Annotated in this window: 24 protein-coding genes and 1 pseudogene; 18 read left to right on the top strand and 7 right to left on the bottom strand. The window is 75.5% G+C overall.

Translation table 11 applies throughout. From position 1 onward, the window contains the following. The 10 genes and pseudogenes from ACFPK1_RS26760 to ACFPK1_RS26715 all read left to right on the top strand — a co-directional run. A pseudogene (locus ACFPK1_RS26760) lies at positions 1 to 820 on the top strand (hypothetical protein); the annotation flags it as partial. Beyond that, positions 817 to 1,566, top strand: a complete 750-nt coding sequence (locus ACFPK1_RS26755; protein ID WP_378023997.1) for an ESX secretion-associated protein EspG — start codon at positions 817 to 819, stop codon at positions 1,564 to 1,566. The pseudogene ACFPK1_RS26760 and the gene ACFPK1_RS26755, both read left to right, overlap by 4 nt. After that, the gene (locus ACFPK1_RS26750; protein ID WP_378023996.1) at positions 1,563 to 1,916 is read left to right on the top strand and encodes a hypothetical protein; all 354 of its coding nucleotides are present in this window, start codon (positions 1,563 to 1,565) and stop codon (positions 1,914 to 1,916) included. Before ACFPK1_RS26755 ends, ACFPK1_RS26750 begins: the two co-directional genes overlap by 4 nt. Before the next feature lie 200 nt (positions 1,917 to 2,116). Beyond that, positions 2,117 to 2,974, top strand: a complete 858-nt coding sequence (locus ACFPK1_RS26745; protein WP_133826645.1) for a LytR/AlgR family response regulator transcription factor — start codon at positions 2,117 to 2,119, stop codon at positions 2,972 to 2,974. Further along, positions 2,971 to 4,116: a hypothetical protein gene (locus tag ACFPK1_RS26740; RefSeq protein ID WP_378023995.1), complete on the top strand. Its 1,146-nt coding sequence runs from the start codon at positions 2,971 to 2,973 to the stop codon at positions 4,114 to 4,116. The genes ACFPK1_RS26745 and ACFPK1_RS26740 overlap by 4 nt, the downstream gene beginning before the upstream one ends. A gap of 6 nt (positions 4,117 to 4,122) precedes the next feature. Next, positions 4,123 to 5,862, top strand: a complete 1,740-nt coding sequence (locus ACFPK1_RS26735; protein WP_378023994.1) for a sodium/solute symporter — start codon at positions 4,123 to 4,125, stop codon at positions 5,860 to 5,862. Between the two features lie 229 nt (positions 5,863 to 6,091). Then, positions 6,092 to 6,451, top strand: coding sequence for a DUF485 domain-containing protein (locus ACFPK1_RS26730; RefSeq protein WP_378023993.1), 360 nt, complete (start codon positions 6,092 to 6,094; stop codon positions 6,449 to 6,451). Next, complete coding sequence (locus tag ACFPK1_RS26725) at positions 6,448 to 8,049, top strand: solute symporter family protein (RefSeq protein WP_378023992.1); 1,602 nt, start codon at positions 6,448 to 6,450, stop codon at positions 8,047 to 8,049. The genes ACFPK1_RS26730 and ACFPK1_RS26725 overlap by 4 nt, the downstream gene beginning before the upstream one ends. A gap of 118 nt (positions 8,050 to 8,167) precedes the next feature. Next, positions 8,168 to 8,506 carry a rhodanese-like domain-containing protein gene (locus ACFPK1_RS26720; RefSeq protein WP_378023991.1) on the top strand — a complete coding sequence of 113 codons (339 nt, stop codon included), beginning with the start codon at positions 8,168 to 8,170 and terminating at the stop codon, positions 8,504 to 8,506. Between the two features lie 12 nt (positions 8,507 to 8,518). Then, positions 8,519 to 9,547 carry a DUF4328 domain-containing protein gene (locus tag ACFPK1_RS26715; protein ID WP_378023990.1) on the top strand — a complete coding sequence of 343 codons (1,029 nt, stop codon included), beginning with the start codon at positions 8,519 to 8,521 and terminating at the stop codon, positions 9,545 to 9,547. Here ACFPK1_RS26715 and ACFPK1_RS26710 read toward each other — a convergent pair. After that, the gene (locus ACFPK1_RS26710; protein ID WP_378023989.1) at positions 9,476 to 10,030 is read right to left on the bottom strand and encodes a ferritin; all 555 of its coding nucleotides are present in this window, start codon (positions 10,028 to 10,030) and stop codon (positions 9,476 to 9,478) included. The two genes, ACFPK1_RS26715 and ACFPK1_RS26710, sit on opposite strands and share 72 nt — an antisense overlap. Before the next feature lie 18 nt (positions 10,031 to 10,048). Next, positions 10,049 to 11,419, bottom strand: a complete 1,371-nt coding sequence (locus ACFPK1_RS26705; RefSeq protein ID WP_378023988.1) for a ferric reductase-like transmembrane domain-containing protein — start codon at positions 11,417 to 11,419, stop codon at positions 10,049 to 10,051. Between the two features lie 364 nt (positions 11,420 to 11,783). Here ACFPK1_RS26705 and ACFPK1_RS26700 point away from each other — a divergent pair, with 364 nt between their 5' ends. Next, entirely contained in the window at positions 11,784 to 12,524 is a 741-nt protein-coding gene (locus tag ACFPK1_RS26700; RefSeq protein ID WP_378024000.1) for a class I SAM-dependent methyltransferase, read from the top strand. Between the two features lie 114 nt (positions 12,525 to 12,638). Here the strand turns inward: ACFPK1_RS26700 and ACFPK1_RS26695 are convergent, their stop codons facing one another. Both ACFPK1_RS26695 and ACFPK1_RS26690 read right to left on the bottom strand, forming a co-directional pair. After that, on the bottom strand, positions 12,639 to 13,649 hold the full coding sequence (locus ACFPK1_RS26695) for a DUF5914 domain-containing protein (RefSeq protein WP_378023987.1): 1,011 nt from the start codon (positions 13,647 to 13,649) through the stop codon (positions 12,639 to 12,641). Between the two features lie 139 nt (positions 13,650 to 13,788). Further along, complete coding sequence (locus ACFPK1_RS26690) at positions 13,789 to 14,976, bottom strand: arginine deiminase (protein ID WP_378023986.1); 1,188 nt, start codon at positions 14,974 to 14,976, stop codon at positions 13,789 to 13,791. A gap of 60 nt (positions 14,977 to 15,036) precedes the next feature. Between ACFPK1_RS26690 and ACFPK1_RS26685 the strand changes: the two genes are divergently transcribed. Then, a complete protein-coding gene (locus ACFPK1_RS26685) occupies positions 15,037 to 15,948 on the top strand; it encodes an SDR family NAD(P)-dependent oxidoreductase (protein WP_378023985.1) in 912 nt (303 codons plus the stop codon). A 58-nt stretch (positions 15,949 to 16,006) separates the two neighbouring features. Here ACFPK1_RS26685 and ACFPK1_RS26680 read toward each other — a convergent pair whose 3' ends face one another. Then, the gene (locus ACFPK1_RS26680; RefSeq protein WP_378023984.1) at positions 16,007 to 16,822 is read right to left on the bottom strand and encodes a CPBP family intramembrane glutamic endopeptidase; all 816 of its coding nucleotides are present in this window, start codon (positions 16,820 to 16,822) and stop codon (positions 16,007 to 16,009) included. Positions 16,823 to 16,867: 45 nt separating this feature from the next. On the opposite strand from ACFPK1_RS26680, the gene ACFPK1_RS26675 reads away from it, so the two are divergent. The 3 genes from ACFPK1_RS26675 to ACFPK1_RS26665 are packed head-to-tail and all read left to right on the top strand — an operon-like array spanning position 16,868 to position 18,884. Beyond that, positions 16,868 to 18,079, top strand: coding sequence for an FAD-dependent monooxygenase (locus ACFPK1_RS26675; RefSeq protein ID WP_378023983.1), 1,212 nt, complete (start codon positions 16,868 to 16,870; stop codon positions 18,077 to 18,079). Between the two features lie 29 nt (positions 18,080 to 18,108). Continuing rightward, on the top strand, positions 18,109 to 18,540 hold the full coding sequence (locus ACFPK1_RS26670; protein ID WP_378023982.1) for a hypothetical protein: 432 nt from the start codon (positions 18,109 to 18,111) through the stop codon (positions 18,538 to 18,540). Further along, positions 18,537 to 18,884: a DUF3817 domain-containing protein gene (locus tag ACFPK1_RS26665; RefSeq protein ID WP_378023981.1), complete on the top strand. Its 348-nt coding sequence runs from the start codon at positions 18,537 to 18,539 to the stop codon at positions 18,882 to 18,884. Before ACFPK1_RS26670 ends, ACFPK1_RS26665 begins: the two co-directional genes overlap by 4 nt. Here the strand turns inward: ACFPK1_RS26665 and ACFPK1_RS26660 are convergent. Further along, complete coding sequence (locus ACFPK1_RS26660) at positions 18,856 to 19,707, bottom strand: DUF2470 domain-containing protein (protein WP_378023980.1); 852 nt, start codon at positions 19,705 to 19,707, stop codon at positions 18,856 to 18,858. The genes ACFPK1_RS26665 and ACFPK1_RS26660 overlap by 29 nt on opposite strands. 132 nt (positions 19,708 to 19,839) lie before the next feature. Here ACFPK1_RS26660 and ACFPK1_RS26655 point away from each other — a divergent pair, with 132 nt between their 5' ends. From ACFPK1_RS26655 to ACFPK1_RS26645, 3 genes are read left to right on the top strand one after another with little or no spacing between them, the layout of a single operon-like run. Then, the gene (locus tag ACFPK1_RS26655; protein ID WP_378023979.1) at positions 19,840 to 20,742 is read left to right on the top strand and encodes a hypothetical protein; all 903 of its coding nucleotides are present in this window, start codon (positions 19,840 to 19,842) and stop codon (positions 20,740 to 20,742) included. A 42-nt stretch (positions 20,743 to 20,784) separates the two neighbouring features. Continuing rightward, complete coding sequence (gene pheA / locus ACFPK1_RS26650; protein WP_378023999.1) at positions 20,785 to 21,744, top strand: prephenate dehydratase; 960 nt, start codon at positions 20,785 to 20,787, stop codon at positions 21,742 to 21,744. Then, positions 21,741 to 22,397, top strand: a complete 657-nt coding sequence (locus ACFPK1_RS26645) for a histidine phosphatase family protein (RefSeq protein ID WP_378023978.1) — start codon at positions 21,741 to 21,743, stop codon at positions 22,395 to 22,397. Before pheA ends, ACFPK1_RS26645 begins: the two co-directional genes overlap by 4 nt. A 10-nt stretch (positions 22,398 to 22,407) precedes the next feature. Here ACFPK1_RS26645 and ACFPK1_RS26640 read toward each other — a convergent pair whose 3' ends face one another. Continuing rightward, positions 22,408 to 22,752, bottom strand: a complete 345-nt coding sequence (locus ACFPK1_RS26640) for a metallopeptidase family protein (RefSeq protein ID WP_378023977.1) — start codon at positions 22,750 to 22,752, stop codon at positions 22,408 to 22,410. Positions 22,753 to 22,755: the final 3 nt, after the last annotated feature.

The following is a 22,755-nucleotide window of genomic DNA, read 5'->3' as shown; positions in this document are numbered from 1 at the left end:
GGCCGCGGGGCCCGCCGCGACGCCCGGCGCCGTCGGCGCGCCCGCCGGCGGCGTGGCGGGCGCCGGGGTCCCGCCCGGACGGGGTGTGGCCGGCCCTCCGGGCGGCGGTGCCGCTCCCGGTGCCCCGCGCGCGCTCCCGCCCGACGCGGCCCGGCCCGGCACGGTCGGACGGTTCGTGTCCCGCCTGCTCGGCGGGCCTCCGGGTCCCGCCGGTCCGGGTGTCCCGCCGCGCGGGGTGCCCGGGGCACCGGGAGGGCCGGCACCGGGTGCCGGGGCGCCGGGCCCCGGTGCGCCGGGACGGGGCGCACCCGGCCCCGGAGCACCCGCCCCCGCCCCCGCCGCGCGGGGTCCCGCACACCCCGTCGCCCCGACGGCCGCCGACCGCCTCACCGGAGGTGGGCCGCCCGGGCGCCGTCGCGAGGAGCGGGACGGGCGGGATCGCGGCCGCTCCGCCGAGCCCACCCCGGAGACGCCGTCGGAGGCCACCGGGGACCGACTTGCCGTCCCGGGCGCGACGGGACCGTCCCTCGCGGGTCCGACGGTCGGCGCGGGCGGCCACCAGGGTGCCGACGCGCCGAGCACCCCCAGCACACCCGGCACCCCCGGCACACCGAGCACCCCGGCCTCACCCGCCCCGGACGTCCCGATGCTCCCGCCGACGGCGGGAGCGACCGGCGCGGTCGGTGCCCGCGACACCGGGAGCGGGGTGCGCCACCCCGAGTACCTCGTCGACGCCGACCCCTGGCGCGAACCGGACGACGACCCGGACGCGCGGCGCCTCGTCACCCCACCCGTCATCGGGGAGCAGGACGGCCGGTGAGCGGTGTCGTGCTCGACCGTCACGAGCTGCTGTGGGTCCTCGAGCAGTGCGGGGCCGGGTGGCCCTACCCGCTGCGCCCGGTGCACTGGTCCGCCGAGACCGACGCCGAGGCCCGCCGGCACCGCACCGCGACCGAGCAGGCGCTGCGCGCCCGCGGCCTGCTCGAGCCCGGACCCGCCCGGATGCTGCTCGACGCCGGGCAGGCCGTCGCCGGCTGGGTGCTCGCCGTCGACCTCGTCCGCCGGGACGCGACAGCGCCCGTCGCCGCGGTGGCGCTCACCGACGGGCGCACGGCGGCGCTGCTCGGGTCGCCCGAGCACGCGCAGGCCCCGGTGCGGCTCGCCCCGTGCGCTCCCGACGGGCTCGCCGAGGCGGTGTTCACGCTGGTCCCGCCGGTGCCGCCCGGCGACGGGCCGCCGGTGCCCGTGCCGGCCGAGGGAATGCCCACCGACCTCCCGACCACCGCCCGGACCGCACGGGCCCGCGACGTCGCCGAGGACCTGCTGGCGTCGGTCACGGCCGTCTCGCAGGCCGGCGTGGCCGACCGCCGCGACGGCGTCCCGCGCCGCGTCGCCCCGCCGCTGTGCTGGCTGGACGGGCCCCGCGGGCGCCACGTCCTGCGCACGCCGCCCCCGCCGCGCCCGTCGCTGCTGGTTCCGGCAACCGCCGGACAACTGCTGACCGACATCCGTACCGTGCTGACCGACGCGGCCGTGCCGCGTCCGTCCGGAAGGAGCACCGCATGACCGCGCCCGGGGGTGCCGGTGAGGGTGGTGCCGGCGAGGCCGCCATGCGCCCGGACGAGACGCGGGCGTTCGCCGGCAAGGTCGACGCGCTCGAGCAGGGGGTCACCGAGGCGCAGGCCGCGCTCGACGGTCTCGCGGCCGAGTCGCTCGCGGTGGGCACCGGCGAGGACAACGCCGCGATCGCCGCCTGGTACCGCGATCTGGTGACGTCCGACACGGTGCCGGCCGCGCGCACGCTCGCCGCGGAGCTCGCGGAGCTGCGCCGCGCGGTGCGCGAGAGCGCCACCGCGTGGGAGCAGGCCGACGCCGACGCCGCGGCCACGTTCCGGACCGATCCCGGCGCGACCTGACGAGGTCGGGGACGAAGTACCTGTCCGGGAGGTGTCGATCGGCCGGCCCAGTCCCTACCCCCCGAACGAGTGATCCGGACCCGCGACACCCGGGGTCGGCCGCGGCTCGCTGGGGCGACGCGCCGGACCACGGCAGGGTGGCGAGCCGATCGGGTCCTATCGTGGACGCGGGAACCTCGGCTGGGCAGGATGGCGTGGCAGTGAACACGAGTGAGAACGACGGCCTGGTGGTCCTCGCCGTCGACGACGAAGAACCGGCGCTCATGGAGCTCGCCTACCTGCTCGAGCAGGATCAACGGGTGGGCACCGTGTTGCGGGCGTCCGACTCCATCTCGGCGCTGCGGATCCTCACCGGCGGCGACCGGGTCGATCTCGGCGGCTTCTCGGGCGGCACCCCGCCGGCGGGCCTGCCGGCCCCCGCCAAGCAGTCCGACGTGGACGTGCTCTTCCTCGACATCCGCATGCCGGGTCTCGACGGGCTGGAGCTCGCCAACGTGCTGTCCCGCTACGTCATCCCGCCGTCGGTCGTGTTCGTCACCGCGCACGACGACCGCGCGGTCGAGGCGTTCGACGTCGGCGCGGTCGACTACCTGCTCAAGCCGCTGCGCCCCGAGCGCCTCTACGCGTCGCTGTCGCGGATCCTGTCCTCGCGCGGCACCACCGTGCCCGTCGAGCCCGCCACCGACGAGGAGAGCGACGACGAGGTGATCCCCGTCGAGCTCGCCGGCACCACCAAGCTGGTGCAGCGCTCGACGGTGCGCTGGGTGGAGGCGCAGGGCGACTACGCGCGCCTGCACACCACCGAGGGCAGCCACCTCGTGCGGATACCGCTGTCGGTGCTCGAGGAGCGCTGGTCGGACGCCGGGTTCGTGCGCATCCACCGTTCGTACCTCGTCGCGCTGCCGCTCATCACCGAGCTGCGCCTCGCCGGTTCCGGGTACGTGGTGCGGCTGGGCACCGGCGGCGACGTCGCCGAGCTGCCCGTGAGCCGCCGACACACCCGCGAGCTCAAGGACCGTCTCGTCCGCTCGACGAAGCAGGCCTGGGGCCGACGATGACCTCTCCCGGCGGTCCGGCGCGGGCCTCGGTGCCCGCGGCGGCGGCCGCCGGGACGGAGCGGGCCGGCGAGGACGGGGCGCCCCTGCGGCCGGTCCCCGACCCGCCGCCAAAGACCGCCGACGACGGCGGGGACGGCAGCGACGGCACCGGGGACGGCGCGGAGCCCCCCGTGGACACGCCCGACGACCCTGCGGACGACCGGGGCGCCGGCGACGCGGCGGGCTCCGACGGCTGGCCGGGTCAGGGGCCCGACACCGGGACCGTCGCGCGGTCCCGGCCGTCCCGCTCGCCGCGGGTGAGCACCGGCGTGCCGACCCCGCCCAGCCCCATGGCCGCCGCCACCGGCCCGCACCCGCCGGGCGCGCCCGACCCGCCGCGGCGCCCGGTCCCCCCGACGTTCCCCTCCCCGGGCCAGCCCCCGCCCGGGGTGGCCCGCCGGCACGGCCGGCACGCCCGCCCGGAGCGCCCCGGCGCGGTCCACACCCCGCCCTCGGGCTACCGGCCCCGGCACGCCGCGCCCGACGCCGAGACCGAGCAGTTCGCGGCGACCCCGGTGACCGGGCCCGGCGGCATCGGGCCGATGCCGCTGCCCCTGCAGGACGACGAGGTCCCGGCCGAGCTGCCCGCGGCGCACGCGGCCGCCCTCGAGGGCGCCGCGACCACCGCCGACACCCCGACCGCCGCCGCGACGGCGACGGCCGGCGCCTCCTCGCCGCCCGGCGGGACGCTGCTGCACACCAGCCCCGGCCTGGTCGTGCCCCCGGTCCACGACGACGACGGCGGCGCCGACCGGGTCCGGGTCGTGCTGGCCGAGCGCCGCGTCCCCACGCGCGCCGTGCGCACGGTGGCCGAGATCGAGCAGCAGACCGAGACCGGCGAGCTGCTGCTGCGCAACCTGCTGCGCGCCCAGCTCGCGCTCGGCCTGCGCCTCGGGCTGGTCGCGGTGTTCGTGCTCGGCGCGCTGCCGGTGCTGTTCCTGGTGCTGCCGCGCTTCGGGTCCTTCGAGATCGCGAGCGGCGTCACCCTGCCCTGGCTGGTGCTCGGCCTGCTGCCCTACCCGTTCATGCTGGCCCTGGCCTGGCTCTACGTGCGCACCGCCGAGCGCAACGAGCTCGACTTCGCCGACAACGTCGAGGACTGAGCCGCCGTGGACCTCGCGGGCATCGTCGCCCTCGTCGCCGTCGTGGTGGTCGGCGTCGTCACGATCGTCATCGGGTCCCTCGGCGTCCGCGTCGCGCGCACCACCGACGACTTCCTCGCCGCGTCGCGCACGGTCGGGACCCGCGCCAACGCCGCCGCCATCTCCGGGCAGTACCTCTCGGCCGCGTCGTTCCTCGGCGTCGCCGGCATCGTGCTCAAGGACGGCGTCGACGGGCTCTGGTACCCCGTCGGGTTCACCGCCGGCTACCTCGCGCTGCTGTTCTTCGTGGCCGCGCCGCTGCGCCGCTCCGGGGCGTACACGGTGCCCGACTTCGCCGAGGTACGGCTCGACTCCTCGCTGCTGCGCACCGTCACCACGTGGTTCGTGGTGCTCATCGGCTGGCTCTACCTGCTGCCGCAGCTGCAGGCGGCCGGGCTGGCCCTCACCGTGCTCACCCGGGCGCCGACCTGGGTCGGGGTGGTCGCCGTCGGGCTCGTGGTCACCGCGAGCGTGACGTTCGGCGGCATGCGCTCGATGACCTTCGTCCAGGCGTTCCAGTACTGGCTCAAGCTCACCGCGCTCGCCGTCCCGGCCCTCGTGCTGATCGGCGTGTTCACGCTCGGCCCGGCCCGCGACGACGTGCCCCCGCCCCCGGCGTTCACCCAGGCCACCGAGGTCGAGGTGAGCACGCCGGTGACGCTGCAGGTCTCCGCGCCGGTCGAGATCGGGGTGCGGGGCGAGGTCGACGGCACGACCGTCAACGGGCCGGTGTCCTGGGCGCCGGGGCTGCACACCGTGGACGCGGGGACGACGCTGCGCTTCCCGGCGGGGTCGCCGGTGCCCGTCGTGACCGACGCCGACGCGGACGGCGCGTCCTGGTCGGCGCCGCTGACCGGGTTCGGCGAGGACGGGCACTCGCTGCTGGCGACGTACTCGCTGATCCTCGCGCTGCTGCTGGGCACGATGGGCCTGCCGCACGTGCTGGTCCGCTTCTACACGAACCCGGACGGTCGGGCGGCGCGGCGGACCACCGTCGTCGTGCTCGCGATGCTGGGCGGGTTCTACCTGCTGCCGGTGGTGCTCGGGGTGCTCTCGCGCCTCTACGTCCCGCAGCTCCTGGTCACCGGACAGACCGACGCGGCGGTGCTCCTGCTGCCCACGGCGGCCCTGCCGGGGTGGGCCGGCATCGGTCTCGCGGCCCTCGTGGCGGCGGGTGCGTTCGCTGCCTTCCTGTCCACCTCGTCCGGGTTGTTGCTCTCCGTCGCCGGCGTGCTCTCCACGGACCTCCTGCCCCGCCGTCTGGGTGACTTCCGGATCGCGGCACACGTGGCCGGGGCGGTCCCGATCGTCGCCGCGCTCGGCGCCACACGGCTGGATTTCTCCCTCACCGTCTCGCTCGCGTTCGCCCTGGCCGCCTCCACCTTCTGCCCGCTGCTGGTGCTCGGCATCTGGTGGAAGGGGCTCACCGACCGCGGCGCCGTCGTCGGCATGCTCGTGGGCGGCGGGGTGGCTGTGGCGGCGGTCGGTTCGACCCTGGCCGGGGTGGCCCCGGAGGGGACGGCCGGCGTCCTCCTCGCCCGTCCGGCCATCGTCACCGTGCCCCTGACGTTCCTCGTGATGGTGCTGGTCAGCCGCGCGACACCGCACCGCGTCCCGGCCAACACGGGGCGCACGCTGCTGCGGCTGCACGCCCCCGAGCGCCTCGGCCTCGGGGACGCCCGGCGTGGCGCGCGTCCTTCCGGCTGATCCGCCCCTCTCTTCCCGTAATCTCCCGGCAACGCTGCGTGCACGGATGCCACGCGGCGTGACATGCGGGAACGATTCGGACCAACCGGAGGATCGGCATGATTTCGCGATCCGTACACCGAGGTGAGTTCGCTGTGAGTAGTCACTCAAACGGGCTAATCCCCGTGACTCACGGCGGTTTAAGGTTCGGCCCGATCGTGACGACGCCGGACGACCACGCGGAGACCTCGTGAGTGCCACCGATGAAACCCCGGGTGGGTCGAGCGCGCTCGATGCCACCCCGTCCGCCTACCAGGAGGTGCAGGCCTCCCCGGAGTTCAGGTCGCTGCGCAAGCGCTGGCGCGGCTTCATCTTCACGATGAGCGCGATCTTCCTCGGGTGGTTCCTGGTCTACGTGCTGCTGTCCGACTTCGCCCACGGCCTGGTCGACACCCGGATCGGCGGCACCAACTTCACCGTGGGTCTGCTGCTCGGCCTGCTGCAGTTCGTGTCCACGTTCACCATCGCGACGATCTACGTCCGCTTCGCCAACAAGAACCTCGACGACGACGCCGCGGCGCTCAAGCGGCGCGTGGAGGAGAAGCTGTGAACACGCAGATCGGCAGCCCGGCGCTCAACATCGGGATCTTCGGGCTCTTCGTCGTGGTGACCCTGCTGATCGTCTACCGCGTCAGCAAGGCCTCGAACACGGCCTCGGACTACTACGCCGCCGGCAGCTCGTTCACCGGGCCGCAGAACGGCATCGCGATCTCCGGTGACTACCTCTCCGCGGCCTCGTTCCTCGGCATCGCGGGCGCCATCGCCGTCAACGGCTACGACGGCTTCCTCTACTCCATCGGCTTCCTCGTCGCCTGGCTGACCGCGCTGCTGCTCGTCGCCGAGCTCCTGCGCAACGTCGGCCGCTTCACCATGGGCGACGTCCTGAGCTTCCGGATGCGCCAGCGCCCGATCCGCGCCGCCGCCGCGGTGTCGACGCTGCTGGTGTCGTTCTTCTACCTGCTGGCCCAGATGGCCGGCGCCGGCGGTCTCATCTCGCTGCTGCTCGGCGTCAAGAACACGCCCGGCACCCCGTTCGACGGCCAGTCGCTGGTCATCGCCGTCGTCGGCATCCTGATGGTCATCTACGTGCTCTACGGCGGCATGCGCGGCACCACGTGGGTCCAGATCATCAAGGCCGCTCTGCTGGTGGTCGGCGCCGCGGTCATGACCGTCTGGGTGCTCGGCCTCTACGGCTTCAACCTCTCCGGCCTCCTCGGCAGCGCCGTCGAGAACACCGGCAAGCAGCTGCTCGACGCCGGCAACCAGTACGGCAAGACGCTCACCACGAAGATCGACTTCCTGTCACTGGCGATCGCCCTCGTCCTCGGCACCGCCGGCCTGCCGCACATCCTCATGCGCTTCTACACCGTGCCCACGGCCAAGGAGGCCCGGCGCTCGGTGCAGTGGGCGATCTGGATCATCGGCATCTTCTACCTGTTCACCCTGGTGATCGGGTACGGCGCCGCCGCCCTGCTCCCGCGGGGCACGCTCACCTCGGCCAACGTCAACGACGCGGCCCCGCTGCTGGCCTTCCAGATCGGCGGCACCCTGCTGCTGGGCATCATCGCCGCCATCGCGTTCGCGACCATCCTCGCCGTGGTGGCCGGGCTGACCATCACCGCGGCGGCCTCGTTCGCGCACGACATCTACGCGAACGTGATCAAGGACGGGAATCCCGAGCCGGGCATGGAGGTCAAGGTGGCCCGCCGCACGGCCCTCGTGGTCGGCATCGTGGCGATCGTCGGCGGCATCCTGGCCAACGGCCAGAACATCGCCTTCCTCGTGGCGCTGGCCTTCGCGGTGGCGGCGTCGGCCAACCTTCCGACCCTGCTCTACTCGCTCTTCTGGAAGAAGTTCAACACCACCGGGGCCCTGTTCAGCATCTACGGCGGCCTGGCGATCTGCATCCTGCTGATCGTCTTCTCGCCGGTGGTGTCGGGCGGCCCGACCTCGATCTTCGGCGAGAGCGTCGACTTCGCGATCTTCCCGCTGCAGAACCCGGGCATCGTGTCGATCCCGCTGTCGTTCCTGCTCGGCGTGATCGGCACCTACGTCGGCTCGCGCGAGCCGGTGAACGAGGCGAAGTTCGCCGAGATGGAGGTCCGGTCGATGACCGGCGCGGGCGCCTCCGGCGCCGTCGACCACTAGGTCCCTCCCGCGCGCCCGGAGCCCGCCTGTCCCGTCGGGGGAGGCGGGCTCCGGTGTGTCCGGGTGCTGCGGGCTGCACTGCGGGCTGCACTGCGTGCTTCACGGCCCTCGTGATGGGATGGAGGGCGTGAGCCACCCCGGACTCCCCTCGGTCGGCCCCGGCGACATCCCGCCGGGGGCCACGCTGCTCGACGTGCGCGAGGACGACGAGTGGGCCGCGGGCCACGCGCCGGACGCGGTGCACCTGCCGATGTCGCAGATCACCGCGCGTCTCGACGAGGTCCCCGCCGGCCCGCTCGCCGTCGTGTGCAAGGTCGGCGGCCGGTCGGCCCAGGTCACGGCGTTCCTCGCCCAGCGCGGGCACGAGGTCGTCAACGTCACCGGCGGCATGCTGGCCTGGCAGGCCGAGGGCCGGCCGATGACCGCCGAGGGCGCCGTCCCGGCCGCGGTGATCTGAGGGGCGGGCGACGTGATCTGTCCGCGGTGCGGGCGGCCCCAGCCGCCGCCGGACTCGCCGGGGGCGCCCCGGGCGGGGGCGACCCGGTACTGCGTGCACTGCGGCCGGGTCCTCGCGGGCGTGCGCTGGGTGGCGCTGCCGCCCGACGCGCTGCGCCCCCGCGAGCCGCGCCGCGCGCGCCGGCCCTACGCCGGGCCCCCGCGCTACGCCGCGACCCCGCGCTGGAGCCTGCGGACCTGGATGCCGGCCCCCGAGCCGGGCCCCGAGGGAGCGCTGCCCGCCCCGCCGCCGCGCGACCCCGAGGACGTGCTGCGCCGCACCGCCGAGCTGCTCGTCCGGGTCGCGACGGTGACGCTCGTCCTGGCCGGCCTCGGCGCGCTCGCGGAGGCCTGGCGCTACGGGCTGCTGGTGGCCAGCCGCAGCTCGGCGCTGTCGTCGGGCCCGCTGGCCGTCTCGGACGCGCTGGTCACGCTCGTCGGGCTGCTCGCGCCGGTCGCGGCGCTGGCGACCGGCGTGCTGTTCCTGCGCTGGCTGCACCTCGGCCGGGAGGTCGCGGCGGCGTACTCCGGGACGCGCCCGGCGCGGCGGATGTGGGCGGTGGTGGTCGGCAGTGTCCTGCCCGGCCCGAACCTCACCGTGCCCGGCGCGGCGCTCACCGAGCTCGAGCACACCGCCTCGGCGCTGCCCGCGGACGCGCGCCCGTGGCCGTCGGTGCCGGTGCGGCGCTGGTGGGTCGCGTGGGACGCGAGCGTCGTGCTCGGCCTGGCGGCGGTGCTGCGGGGCCTCGGCGCGAGCACCCAGGCGCTCGCCGACGCGGTGCTCCTGCACGCGATCGCGGACGTCGCGGCGGCGGTCGCGGCCTGGACGACGATCCGCGTCGTCGCCCACCTCACCGAGCTGCTCGCCCCCCAGCTGCGGCCCGGGGGACGTGAGGCGGTGGTGGGGGTGGCCCCTCCCGCCGAGGCGGGCTCAGCCGCCGTTGAGGACCGCGTTGCCGCCGGCGGCGGGGGGAGCGGTGGGGTCGGCACCGAGGTCGGGTGACATCTCGCGGGCGACGAAGTCCTCGACGTGGAAGAGGTTGTCGCCGGCGCGGCGCACGATGCGCAGGAGCGTGGTCATCGAGGCGACCTCCTCGACCTGCTCCTTGAGGTACCACTGCATGAACTGCTCGCCGAGGTAGTCGCCCTCGTCGCGCGCGGTGCGGGCCAGCGTGGCGATCTGCTCGGTGACCGTGCGCTCCTGGTTCAGCACGAGCTCGACGACCTCCTCGACCGAGCCGAACTCGGCGCGGACGTCGTCGATGCCCGGGATGGAGACCGGCAGGTCGTTGTCGAGCAGGAACTGCACGATGCCCATCGCGTGGTTGCGCTCCTCGAGCGCCTGCGCGTAGAAGTGCGCCGCGAGCTGGGGCAGGTCGAGGTCGTCGCAGTAGACGGCGACCGCGGTGTACTGCTGTGAGGCGGTGAACTCGTTGCGGATCTGGGCCCGCAGCAGCTCGTGGAACTTCGACTCCGGTGCGGACATGCACCCGAGTCTAGGCGGTCACGTCCGGGCCGATCGCCGTCCGTGACGGCTGCCATGACGCTGGGACGGCACCGCGTCGTCGGCGGCGGCCACCGGGATGGCCCCCGACCAGCCGAACTGCTCGGTGTGGATGCGCGCGTCGGGCACGCCGAGCTGCTCCAGCGCGGCCAACGACCCGGCCAGCACGGAGGGGGACCCGCACACGAAGTAGTCGAGCGCCCGCAGCGCCCCCGGCTCGGGGGGCAGGACCTCGGCGAGCAGCTCGGCGTCGATGCGGCGGCCCTCGGTGCGGGTCACGCGCAGGTCCAGGCGCCGGGCCAGGGCGGTGAGCTCGTCGGCGAACAGCGGCTCGGTGCCCCGCTCGGCGAGCACGAGGCGGTGGGTGCGGGTGTCGCCGCGGTCGGCGAGCGTGCGCAGCATGCTCATCATCGGCGTGATGCCGACCCCGCCGGCGAGCAGCACGAGCCCCGTCGCGTCGGGCGCCGCCTCGTCGGTGAACGAGCCGTGCGGGCCGTCGAGCCACACCTTGCTGCCGGTGCGCAGCGTGGAGAGCAGGCCGGAGAAGTCGCCCTGGTCGCGGACGGTGAGCTCGAGGCGGCCGGTCACCCGCGCGCTCGAGGCGATCGTGAAGGGGTGCTCCTCGGTGCCGACCACGGCGCGCTTGAGCCGCAGCCACACGAACTGCCCGGGCGCGAAGCGCAGCCCCCCGCGGCGCAGGTGCACGGGGGCGAGCACGAGCGTGCTGACCGTCGGGCTCTCGCGCCGCACCCCGTAGACGACGTAGGCGCCCTGGCGGGAGAACAGCGGCCGCCACACCCAGCGGTGCACGAGCACCCCGAGCAGCGCCAGGGCCAGCGCGGAGAGCACGACGCGCATCACCGGGTCGGTGACGAGGTTGCCCAGCCAGAACACGTGCAGGCCGGCGAGGACGAGCGCGGCGGCGGCGAGCAGGACGTGCAGGCGCGCCCAGATCTCGTAGCGCGCGCCCGGCCGCCGGCCCCGGACCGCGACCAGCCCGACCAGCAGCAGGGCCGCGACCGACGTCCAGCCGGCCTTCGCCGCCGACGTCGCCCCGAACGGGTTGAGCAGCTGCGGGTGGCCGACGATCGCGACGGTGAGGTGCAGGCCGACCAGCACGATCGCGAGGGTGCCGAGCCAGCGGTGCAGGCCCAGGACCTTCTCGACCCCGAACGCGCGCGTGAGGCTGCGCACCCGCGAGGGCACGACGACCACCACGATCAGCAGGCTCAGGGCGAGCAGCCCGAGCCCGACCGAGAGCATGCCGATCACCGACGTCCCGCCGGCCCGCGAGGCCATGAGGACGACCGGGACCACCACGAGGGCAGCGAGCGCCACGATCCAGAGCGCACGAGTCAGCTTTGCCGGCACGGCGCGGAACGGTAGGCAGTGTGGATAAGCGCCCCCGGCGCGTCTGAGAGACCTGTGAGCCGCGCCGCGACGACGGGCGCCCACCGCGCGCCCATCCGTCGCGGATACCTCCGATCGGGCGAATCTGTGCTCCGTCTGCTCCGATCGGCTCTCAGGTTCGGTCGGCGAGGCACGGGGTGTGTCAGCGTGGCGGCCATGCTGGCGTTGAACGTCAGGAAATCCCCCAGCTCGCGCCGACCGTCGCGGCGCGGGGCAGGATGCGCCCGTGATCTCGCGACCCAGCAGGCGCCGGCTGCGCACCCCGGCGACGATCGCGCTGGCGGTGGGGACGGCGGCGGCGCTGGTCCCCCCGACCTGGCGATCCCTGCGTCAGCGCCGGACCTTCGACCGCGCGAGCGCCGCGGCCGGTGTCTCGGCCCAGTTCGACCAGGACGCGGCGTCCTACGACCGCCTCGTCGGCGCGAACCCCGGCTACCACGAGCACCTGCGCCTGTCGGCCCGTCGCCTCGACCTGCCCGACCGCGGCGCCGGGGCGACGCTGCTCGACGTCGGGTGCGGCACGGGGCTCTCGACGGCGGCGCTGGTGGAGACCTACCCCGAGGCCCGCGTCGTCGCCGTCGACGCGTCGGCCGAGATGCTCGCCCGGGCCCGGGAGAAGACCTGGCCGGGGACGGTGCGGTTCGTGCACTCGCGGGCCGAGGACCTGCACGCCGCGCTCGCGGCCGAGGGCGTCGAGCGCCCCTTCGACGGGCTGCTCGCCGCCTACCTCGTGCGCAACCTGCCCGACCGCGACGCCGGCGTCGCCGTGCTCGTCGACCACCTCGCGCCGGGCGCGCCGATCGCCGTGCACGAGTACTCGGTGGCCGACTCCGCCTACGCCCGCGGCGTCTGGACCGCCGTGTGCTGGGCCGTGATCATTCCGCTCGGCCGGCGGGTCACGGGCGACGCCTCGCTCTACCGCTACCTCTGGCGCAGCGTGCTCGCGTTCGACGGCCTCGCGCGCCTCGAGCAGCGGCTGCGCGACGCCGGTCTGCGCGAGGTGCACACGCGCCCCGTCGACGGCTGGCAGCGCGGCATCGTGCACACAATCCTCGGGCGCCGCTGATCGAGCTGGGGGCTTTCCTGACGTTGAACGTCAGCGTGGCCGCCACGCTGACACACCCCGGTGTGTCGACGACCGGCGCGGCGTGTCGCTCGCACCGGACCTCAGCCGCGGCGACTACCCGCGACGGCGGGCGGCGCGGACGGCGTAGGTGCGTTCGGCGTACTCGATGTCGTCGGTCCACAGGCGCTTCGCCGCCCACTCCATCGCCGGGCGCACGAGCTTCTCGACGCGGCGGGCCTGCGCGAAGCCGGGGCGGGGGGAGTGGGCGATCGCTGCCTCGACCACGGCGGTGCGGGGGCGGCCGTCGGGATGCGGGGCCAGCGGGGTCGCGTGGGTCTCGACGACGCTGCCCGCGCCCTCACCCTCGGTGATGTGCATGACGATCGTGCGCGGCTCCGGGCACGTGAAGCGGGCGCGCACCGGCACGCCCCAGTTCTTCGAGATGCGGAACGCGACGCGCAGGTCGAAGTGGTCGTCCTCCTCGGACACCTCGCGGCCGGGCGCGCTCTCCACCCGCAGGTCGGCGAACGAGTGGGGGTGGAACCACGCCCCGTGCCACGGGTCGAGCCGGTTGGCGATGACGTCGGCGGGCTCGCAGGTGCCGACCATCGACGCGACGGCCACGAGGCTCTCGTCGAGCGGAGGCCGCGTGGGCAGGATCGGCGCGTCGGTGGGCTCCTCGCCGCCGACCGCGTCGAGGCGCACCCACGCCAGGGCGCCGTCGTCGAACGTCGGCAGCGTGCGCCAGCCGGCGCGGCCCGACGGTCCCAGCGAGAGGCCGTGCCAGCGGCAGATCAGCTCGCAGCCGGACTGCACCGCGGTCGACATGTCCGCGCCGAGATGCGGGCACGCGCCCGGCCCGGCGTGCAGCTCGCCGGACGGCGAGCGCCACAGCACCAGCTCGACGCCCGCGACGGTCGTGCCGAACGGGGTGCCGGCGCGGACGTCGCGGCTCGCGGCGACGACGTACCAGTTGCCCGAGGGGCGCGCGGTCGCGCGCGAGAGCGCCGCGTCGATGACGCCGACCTTCGCCTCGCGCCACGTGGGCTCCATGCCCGCCCACTCCTGGCCGGAGAGCCGCCGCAGCGGGGTGACCGGCGCGCGCCGTTCCGCCTTCCTGAGCACGAACCGGACGCTAGGCCGGGTGCCGTAGCGGCGCAGTGACAGGGAAGCCCTCTGTGGCCGGACGCACCCGTGGCTGCGCCGAACGAGCAGGCGGCACGGAGCGGAGCGGGAGCTGCCGCGCCGGAGGCCGAACACCGTCTCACCCGAGCGGGCCGCGCTCCCAGGGGCACGACAGGCACCGCGGGCCACCGCGCCCCGACCTGAGCTCGAACCCCGCGATGGTCAGCACCTCGATCCCGGCGGCCGCCAACCGGGCGTTCGTCGTCGTGTTCCGCTCGTACGCGACGACCCGCCCGGGCGCCAGCGCGAGGGTGTTGTTGCCGTCGTCCCACTGCTCGCGCTCGGCGGCCACCGACTCGAGCCCGGTGTCGACGGCGCGCAGCACCTCGATTCCCATCGCCCGCGCCGCCGCGGGGCGGAACGGCTCCGGCCCGGTGATGTGCAGGTGCTCGGGTCCGTCGGGGCGCACCGTCCACGCCTCGAGCCCCTCGAGCACGCCCGGGTAGATGACCATGGTGTCGACGTCGACCATCGTCGCCACGGTGTCGAGGTGCATGGTCGCGCGGCGCTGGGCGATCGGCACGGCGAGCACGGTGTGCGCGAGCCCATCGGCGAACATCGCCCGCGCGAACGACTCGGCGCCCGCGGGGCTCGTGCGCTCGCCGACCCCGATCGCGAGCACGCCGGGCGCCAGCAGCAGCACGTCGCCGCCCTCGACCGCCGACGGGTCGCGGGGCGCCGTGGGGGCCACCGCACCGAGCTCGGGGTGGTGGTGCTGGGCCAGCGCGACGAGCGAGGCCTCGCGGCGCCGGGCCGGCATCCCCATCGACGACGCCACCACCCGCGGGCCCACCCGGACCGACGAGTCGCGCGTGAACATGAGGTTGGGCAGCGGGTCGACGGCGAAGTCGTGCGCGCCGGCCATCGCGCGCACCAGCGAGTGCCCGGTCACCGCGAGCTCGGCGAACGTCCGGCCGCCGACCAGCGCGTCGGCCAGCGCCTCGTCGTCGAGCGAGGCCAGCTCGGCGCGCACCGCCACCGCCAGCTCCCGCCCGAGGAGGCGCTCGTCCACCGCGTCGGCGATGCCCTGGTCGCGCGCCTCCGGCGCCGCGGCGAGCGACTCGCGCAGCACGTCGCCGAGCAGCAGGACCCGCACGCCCTGCGTGCGCAGCAGGTCGGCGAAGGCGTCGTGCTCGAGCTGGGCGCGCTCGACCCACGGGATGCCGTCGAAGAGCAGGCGGTCGGCGTTGCGCGGGGTCAGGCGCTCGAGCTCGGGGCCCGGACGGTGCAGCACGACGGTCCGCAGCACGCCGACCTCGGAATCCACGTGTGGCGCATCCGTCTCCACGGTCGGCGACCCTAGGGGGACCGCTCTACTGTGCGCGCCATGGGACTCCTCGATGACAAGGTGGTCGTGGTCACCGGTGCCGGCCGCGGCATCGGCCGCGGTGAAGCGCTGGAGTGCGCGCGGCAGGGCGGAGCCGTGGTCGTCGCCGAGTTCGACGGCGAGGCCGGCGACGAGGTCGCCAAGGAGATCGTCGCCGCCGGCGGGCAGGCCGTGTCGGTGGCCGGGGACGTCGCCGACGCCGACGTCGCCGACGCGCTGGTGACCGCGGCGGTGGAGAACTTCGGCGGGCTCGACGCCGTCGTCAACAACGCCGGCATCCTGCGCGACCGCACGCTGGTGAAGATGTCCGACGCCGAGTGGGACGACGTCATCCGCGTCCACCTGCGCGGGCACTTCGCCCCGACCCGCGCGGCGTGCCGCTACTGGCGCGAGAGCTCGCGGCCCGGGCACCTCGTGCACACCGCGTCGACCTCGGGGATCCTCGGCAACTTCGGCCAGTCGAACTACGGCGCGGCCAAGGCGGGGATCGCGGCGTTCTCGACGATCACGGCGATGGAGATGGCGCGCTACAACGTCACCTCGAACGCGATCGCGCCGTCGGCCCTGACCCGCATGACCGAGTCGCTGCTGCCCCCGGACGTCCGCGAGGCGCGCCAGGCGAGCCTGGAGCGGGGCGAGTTCGACTTCTTCGACCCCGAGAACGTGGCGCCGTTCGTCGCGTACCTCGCCTCGGACCACAGCTCGCACATCAGCGGCAAGGTCTTCGGCGTCCAGGGCGACTCGATCGAGCTCTACCAGCCGTTCACGTCGGTCGCGGAGATCCGCGGCGACGGGCACCGCTGGGACCCCGAGGCGATCCCGGAGCGCATGGCCGAGCTGTTCGACGCCGCCGGGATCGACCCGGCGCCGGAGAACATGATGGCGCGCTCGCGCCACAAGATCATTTCCTGAGTCGAGCGTGTGGCGTTACGGACGTTGAGTGTCTGCGACGCCACGCCGCTGACATCTCTCACGCGGGCAGGAACGGCAGCGCACCGCGCAGGAGCGCCGAGCCGACGAACGCGATGACGTCGAGCAGGGCGTGCGCCCCGACCAGGGGCCAGAGCCGGCCGGTGCGCTGCCACACCCGCCCGAACACGAGCCCCATGAGCAGGTTGCCGAGCCCGCCGCCGAAGCCCTGGTAGAGGTGGTACGAGCCGCGCAGCACCGCCGAGATCGCGAGCGCGCGGTTCTCCGGGACCCCGAGCCGGCGCAGGGTGCGCAGCAGGTAGCCGACGACGAGGACCTCCTCGGCCCAGGCGTTGGCGCACGCGGAGACGATCAGCACGGGCACCGTCCACCACTGCTCGGCGAGCAGCGACGGGATCACGGTGGTGTTCAGGCCCAGGGCGCGGGCGGCGAGATAGAGCCCGAGGCCCGGGATGCCGATGAGCGCGGTGAGACCGACCGCCGCGAGGGCGTCGCGGCCCGGGCGGCGGCCGTCGAGACCGATGTCGCGCGGGCCCGACCCGGCGCGGACCAGCAGGTAGAGCCCGAGAGCGCCCCACGCGACGAGGGCGAACGACCCGGCGAGCTGGGCGGCGAGGTCGGCCCACGGGTTGCGGGCCAGCGCCTGGTCGATGGCGGTCGTGCGCTCGTCCAGCGGGACCGTTCCGGCCAGCGCGTCGAGCAGCGAGATCAGGCTGCGCACGCCCGAGAGCCCCAGCGTCACCGCGAAGACGACGACGAGCTCGGTGCGCAGCAGGCGCCGGTCGCGGGCGCCGAGCGGGGCGACGTCGTGGCGGGGTGGGCGGACCCAGGAGCGCCACACGTCCCCTGCCGTCACGCGCGCCACGGTAGGGGGCGTGCCGATCAGGGGTATCTCCAGGGCGTGAGCCGTCACGCCCTGATCTCCGGCGCCAGCATCGCCGGGCCCGCCCTCGCCCACGAGCTCAACGCCCGGGGCTGGCGCACCACCGTCGTCGAGCGCGCGCCGCGCCTGCGCGACGAGGGCCAGAACATCGACGTCCGGGGTGCGGGGCGCGAGGTCCTGCGCCGCATGGACCTCGAGGACGCCGCCCTCGCGGCCGGGACGGGCGAGGTGGGCCTGCGCTTCGTCGACGACGACGGCGCCGCGGTCGCCGAGTTCCCGGCGGGGGAGGGCGACACGGCCGGCGGCACCGCGGAGATGGAGATCCTGCGCGGCGAGCTCTCGCGCCTCATCCACGAGCGCACCCGCGACACGACCGACTACCGCTTCGGCGAGCAGATCCGCGAGCTGACCGACCACGGCGACGGCGTCACGACCCGGCTCGCCGGGGGCGAGGAGATCGAGGCCGACCTCGTCGTCGTCGCCGAGGGCACGCGCTCGCGCACCCGCGACCTCGTGCTGCCCGGCGCCGAGGTCACCGAGCTCGGCCTCCAGGTCGCCTACCTGACGATCCCGCGCACCGCCGACGACGACCGCTGGTGGCGCTGGCACAGCGCGCCGGGCTCGCGCAGCACCAGCCTGCGCCCCGACAACCGCGGCACCACGCGGGCGATGCTCGCCTTCCTGTCCGACGTCCGCGGACTCGGCGAGCTCGACCGCGACGCCCAGGTCACCGTCCTGCGCCGCACCTACGCCGACGTCGGCTGGCAGGCCCCGCGCGTGCTGGCGGCCCTCGAGGACGCGTCGATGTACTTCGACGCCGTCGCCCAGATCCGCCTGCCGCGCTGGAGCACCGGGCGCACGGTGCTGCTCGGCGACGCCGCGTGGGCGACCGGCCCGTTCGGCACCGGCACCACGCTCGCGCTCGTCGGGGCCCACATCCTGGCCGGCGAGCTCGGTGACACCGCCGACACCGCCGACACCACCGCCGACACCACCGCCGCGCTCGCCCGCTACGAGGAGCGGATGCGGCCCTTCGTCGCGCAGGCCCAGGACGTCAAGCCGGCCGCCCTGCGCGCCATGAACCCGCGGTCGGCGGCGGGCCTGGCGGTGCAGCGCACGGTGCTCGGCCTCGCCGGGTCGCTGTCGTCGGTGTTCGGCGGGCTCGTCGAGAAGCTCTCCACCCCGCGCGCGGAGGCCATCGAGCTGCCCGACTACCGGTTGACGGCCTGACCACGGGCAGGCTCGGTAACCTCGGGGGCGTGCTGCGCCTCCTCGTCACCCCGCGCTGGATCGGGTGGACGCTGTTCGCGCTCGCGGCCGTCGTCGTGTGCGCCGGGATGGCCTGGTGGCAGGTCGTCCGCGCCGAGTCGCCCGGCGGGTCGCTGCTGAACGCGGGCTACGCGTTCCAGTGGCCGCTGTTCGGGCTGTTCTTCGCCGCGCTGTGGTGGCGCATGCTGCGCGCCGAGGCCACGGCGCTCGTCGAGGTGCAGGCCGAGCGCCGGCAGAGGGCCGAGCTCACGCCGGTGCGCGCCGCGCCCGCCGACTCGCCGTTCGGCCCCCGGCCGGTCGGGGTCGCCGTGGGGGCGATGGACGGCGAGCCGTCGCCCGAGCGGGCGCGCTGGAACGCGATGTACGCCGAGCTGGCGGCGGCCGAGACGACACCCCCGAACGAGGAGACCGATCCCCGGTGACCACGAGCGAGACCGGCCGCACGGAGGCTCCGCCCACCCCCGAGGTCGTCGCGGCGCTGCGGCGCTACCGCGTCGGGGCGTGGGTGGTCGGCGTCGGCCTGCTCGTGCTCGTGCTGGTCGGCATGCCGCTGAAGTACCTGGGCGGCGACGGCACCGTGGTCGCGATCGTGGGGCCGATCCACGGCTTCCTGTACATGGGTTACCTGCTGCTCACCGCGGACCTCGCCTACCGCGACCGCTGGGCGGTCGGGAAGGCCGTGCTGGTGGCGCTGGCGGGGACGATCCCGTTCGTGTCGTTCGTCGCCGAGCGCAAGATCACGCGCCCGCTGCGGGACGCGAGGTAGGCCGCAGTCCGGCCACCTCGTCGGTGCAGCCGATGAGGCCGCGGACGGCCTCGCCCAGCTGACCGGGGCACGACAGCGGCGCCGCGAACGGCAGCCGCACGTCGTGGTCGGTGGCCTCGGGGTCGTCGGTCTCGACGCGCAGCCGCAGCCCGAGCCGGTCGACGCCCAGCGGCGCGAGCCGGTGGCCGGGGCGGCGCAGGCGCACGGGCAGCCGCGGGACGAGCGCGGAGAGCGTGCCGGCGTGGGCGGCCGCGAGGTGGGCGAGCCACGGGTCGCCGGTGGCCGCGACGGGGTCGGGCGGCGCGGCGGCCATCGCGGTCGGCGCCAGCGCCTCGGTGCCCTCGGCGTCGGAGAGCACGACCATCGCCGGCTCGAGGCGCAGCAGTGTCTCGCCGTGGCCGACGTCGAGCAGGCGCTCGTCGGGCAGCTCGGCCGCGATGCGCAGCGCGGCACGCCGGGCCACCCGCATCGGCAGCACGCGCAGGCGTCCGCTGACCCACAGCAGGCCGCGCACCGGGCGGCGCACGGTGACCGGCGCGACGTCGGCCAGCTCGAGCATCACGGGCAGGAGGGCCTCGCCGCGCTCGCGGACCTGCAGCACCAACGGGTGGTCCTCCGGGAACTGCAGCGTCGCGGCGCCCGTCGACGGCACGTGGTGCAGCGTCGGCGCGGCCCGCAGCGCCCCGTCGTCCTCCGCTGACACGCCCGAGGACCCGCCCACCCCCTCGCCGATCACCGCGGCGTGCCGGGCGCGGCCGGCGAGGGTCCGCGCGCGCTCGGCAGGCGGCGGAACGGGCGGCGCGGGCGGTCGGCTCCTGGCCATCGGTCTCCCTCGGTGCGGCGAACTAAGGGGAGCCTAATCAAACTTTGCTGCCGGAAGCGAGACCCTCGTGGGCGGGAGTGGATGCCCGGACCGGTGGGCGGTGCCGGGCGGGCCGCCCGCTACCGTGCGGACGTGTCCACCGTCCCCGAGGCCGGCGGGGCACCGGTCGACGGTGTGCCCGCCCTGCTCCGAGCGATCGTCGACGACGCCGCGCTCGTGGCCGAGGGCCCGCGGCCGGACATGGCGACCGTCGTCGACGCCCACCTCGACGCCCGCGCCGCCGACGCCGGCGGCCTGCTGGGCTCGCTGGTGGTGCCCGTGTCGCGGCTCTCCGAGCTGGTGTCGGTGCTGGTCAAGCGCCGCCCCTCGGGGCCCGTCCCGATCGCCCTGGCCGTCGACACGGGTCTGGGCGGCGTGCCGAAGGCGCTGTCGCTGACCTCCTCGCGCTCGGCCCTGCTCGACCCGCGCACGGTCGAGATGCCGGCGCCGCACGACGTCGACACCGTCTGGCTCGAGCGGGTCACCGAGTTCGTGCCCGAGGACGTGGTCGCGGTCGTCGAGCCGCGACGTCCCGACGCCGACGGCTCCGAGGACTGGCTCGACGGGGTGCGCCGCGTCGTCGACCACGGGTGCCGGCCCAAGCTGCGCTGCGGCGGCGGCCGCGCCGGCGCGTTCCCGGGCGTCCAGGACGTCGCGGGCTTCCTCGCCCTGGCCGTCGGGGCCGGGCGCTCGTTCACCGCGAGCATCGGGCTGCAGTCGGCGGTCCGGCACACCGACCCCGCCACCGGCTTCACCCACCACGGCTGGCTGAACCTGCTGGTGGCCACCGTCCGGGGGCTCGCGCCGGGCACCGACAGCCCGGTCGAGGAGCGCATCGGCGAGGCGCTGCTCGTCACCGACGGCGACGTACTGGCCGCCGAGCTCGCCGGGGTCGGCGCCGATGCCGCGGTGCGGGTGCGGTCGCTGTTCTCCTCGTTCGGGTCGACGGCGGTCGCCGGACCGGGCCCCGAGCTCGCCCGCCTCGGCCTGCTCTGAGCCCCGCACGGGCTGTCCGTACTCTCGGGTGACGTGACAGGACTGCGGGTGGCGTTCCTCGGGCCGCACGGGACCTTCTGCGAACAGGCCCTGCGCACCCTCACCCCCGAGGTGCTCGGCGACGCCCTGGGCGACCCGGAGCCCGCGCTGCTGCCCATCCCCAGCACGACCGCCGCGCTCGACGCCGTGCGCCGCGGCGACGCCGACGCGGCGTGCGTGCCCGTCGAGAACTCCGTGGAGGGCGGGGTGCCGGCCACCATGGACGGCCTGGTGGAGACGCCGCCGCTGCTGATCGTGCGCGAGATCCTGCTGCCGGTGCGCTTCTCGGTGCTCGTGCGCCCGGGCATCACCGCCGCCGGGGTCGGCAGCGTCGCCTCCCACCCGCACGGCGAGGCCCAGACCCGGCGCTGGATCGCCGAGCACCTGCCGGCCGCGGAGGTGCGCCTGACCTCGTCGACGGCGGCGGCGGCCGCGCAGGTCGCGGCGGGCGAGGTCGACGCGGCGGTCTGCGCCCCGGTCGCCGCGGCCCACCACGGGCTGGTCGAGCTCGCGTCCGGGGTGCACGACACCGGGGACGCCGTGACGCGGTTCGTGCTCGTCCGCCCGCCCGGCACGCTCGGGCTGCCCGCCCCCACCGGCGCCGACCGCACGTCGCTGGCCGCGACGACCGTCAACCACCCGGGCGCGCTGCTCGCGGTGCTCACCGAGATCGCCGTGCGGGGCGTGGACCTCACGCGCATCGAGTCGCGCCCGCTCAAGGACCGCCGCGGCGAGTACTGGTTCTTCCTCGACGGCACCGGTCACGTCGCCGAGCCCGCGATGGGCGAGGCGCTGGCCGCGCTGCGCCGGCGCTGCACCGACGTGCGGTTCCTCGGCTCCTACCCGCGCGCGACGGTCGCGGGCGAGGAGACGGGGGCCGGCCCCGGGCCCGGGCAGACCGTGAAGGACTACACGGAGTCGGCCGCGTGGCTCGCGGCGCTGCGCGACGGGAGCGGTGCATGACCGACCTGAGGCTCGTCCTCGCCCGCCACGGCCAGACGCAGTCGAACGTCGACCACGTCCTCGACACCGTGCTGCCCGGCCCCCCGCTCACCGATCTCGGCGTCGCCCAGGCCCACGCGCTGGGCCGCGAGCTCGCCGAGGGCGCGGAGGGCGTGGTCACCGGGCTGTACCACTCGCCGGCGCGGCGGGCGGCGCAGACCGCGGCACTGGTCGCCGAGCACCTCGACCTGGAGCCGATCGAGGTCACCGGGGTGCACGAGGTGCAGGTGGGCGACCTCGAGGGCCGCAACGACGAGTCCGCCGTCGCGGAGTTCCGGCAGGTCGTCGACCGGTGGCTCGACGGCGACCTCGACGCCCGCCACCGGGGCGGCGAGAGCGGGCGGGACCTGCTCGAGCGCTACGAGCCCGTCGTCGCCGACCTGCGCGACCGCCACCCCGAGGGCGGCACGATCGTGCTGGTCAGCCACGGCGCGGCGCTGCGGCTCGCGGCCCAGGACCTCGTCGAGGGTGTCGGGACCCCGCCCCGCGACGAGGAGCACGTCGGCAACTGCGGGCGCGTCGTGCTGCGCCCGCGCGGCAGCGGCTGGGAGCTCGTCGCCTGGCGCAGCGCCGTCCCCGGCGGCCTGCCCGCCACCGACGACCCCACCGGCTGACCCCACCTGCCTAGCCCCAGCCCAGGCGGTGCAGGGTCGCCTCGTCGATGCCGAAGTGGTGCGCGATCTCGTGCACGACGGTGACGGCGACCTCCTCGCGCAGCTCGTCCTCGTCGGCGCAGACGTCCGCGAGCGCCAGGCGGAAGAGCGTGATCCGGTCGGGCAGGACGCCGCCGTAGTCGCTGTAGCGCTCGGTCAGCGCGACGCCCTCGTAGATGCCGAGCAGGTCGGGCTCCTCGCGGTGGCGGTCCTCGACGAGCACGACGACGTTGTCCATCGCCCGGATCAGGGGCTCCGGGAGCTCGTCGAGCGCGTCGCCGACCAGCTCCTCGAACCGCTCGGGGCCGACCTCCACCCG

Origin of the sequence: Actinomycetospora rhizophila, assembly GCF_042657905.1 — a bacterium.
In the GTDB taxonomy this organism is placed as follows: domain Bacteria; phylum Actinomycetota; class Actinomycetes; order Mycobacteriales; family Pseudonocardiaceae; genus Actinomycetospora; species Actinomycetospora rhizophila.
The sequence above is the reverse complement of the archived record's forward strand: the minus strand, read 5'-3'. Positions and strand labels throughout refer to the sequence as shown.

Coding starts and splice junctions, on each gene's coding strand:
- ACFPK1_RS26750 (WP_378023996.1), top strand. CDS start 1,563: ATGACCGCGCCCGGGGGTGCCGGTGAGGGTGGTGCCGGCGAGGCCGCC.
- ACFPK1_RS26740 (WP_378023995.1), top strand. CDS start 2,971: ATGACCTCTCCCGGCGGTCCGGCGCGGGCCTCGGTGCCCGCGGCGGCG.
- ACFPK1_RS26720 (WP_378023991.1), top strand. CDS start 8,168: ATGGAGGGCGTGAGCCACCCCGGACTCCCCTCGGTCGGCCCCGGCGAC.
- ACFPK1_RS26710 (WP_378023989.1), bottom strand. CDS start 10,030: ATGTCCGCACCGGAGTCGAAGTTCCACGAGCTGCTGCGGGCCCAGATC.
- ACFPK1_RS26685 (WP_378023985.1), top strand. CDS start 15,037: ATGGGACTCCTCGATGACAAGGTGGTCGTGGTCACCGGTGCCGGCCGC.
- ACFPK1_RS26660 (WP_378023980.1), bottom strand. CDS start 19,707: ATGGCCAGGAGCCGACCGCCCGCGCCGCCCGTTCCGCCGCCTGCCGAG.
- ACFPK1_RS26645 (WP_378023978.1), top strand. CDS start 21,741: ATGACCGACCTGAGGCTCGTCCTCGCCCGCCACGGCCAGACGCAGTCG.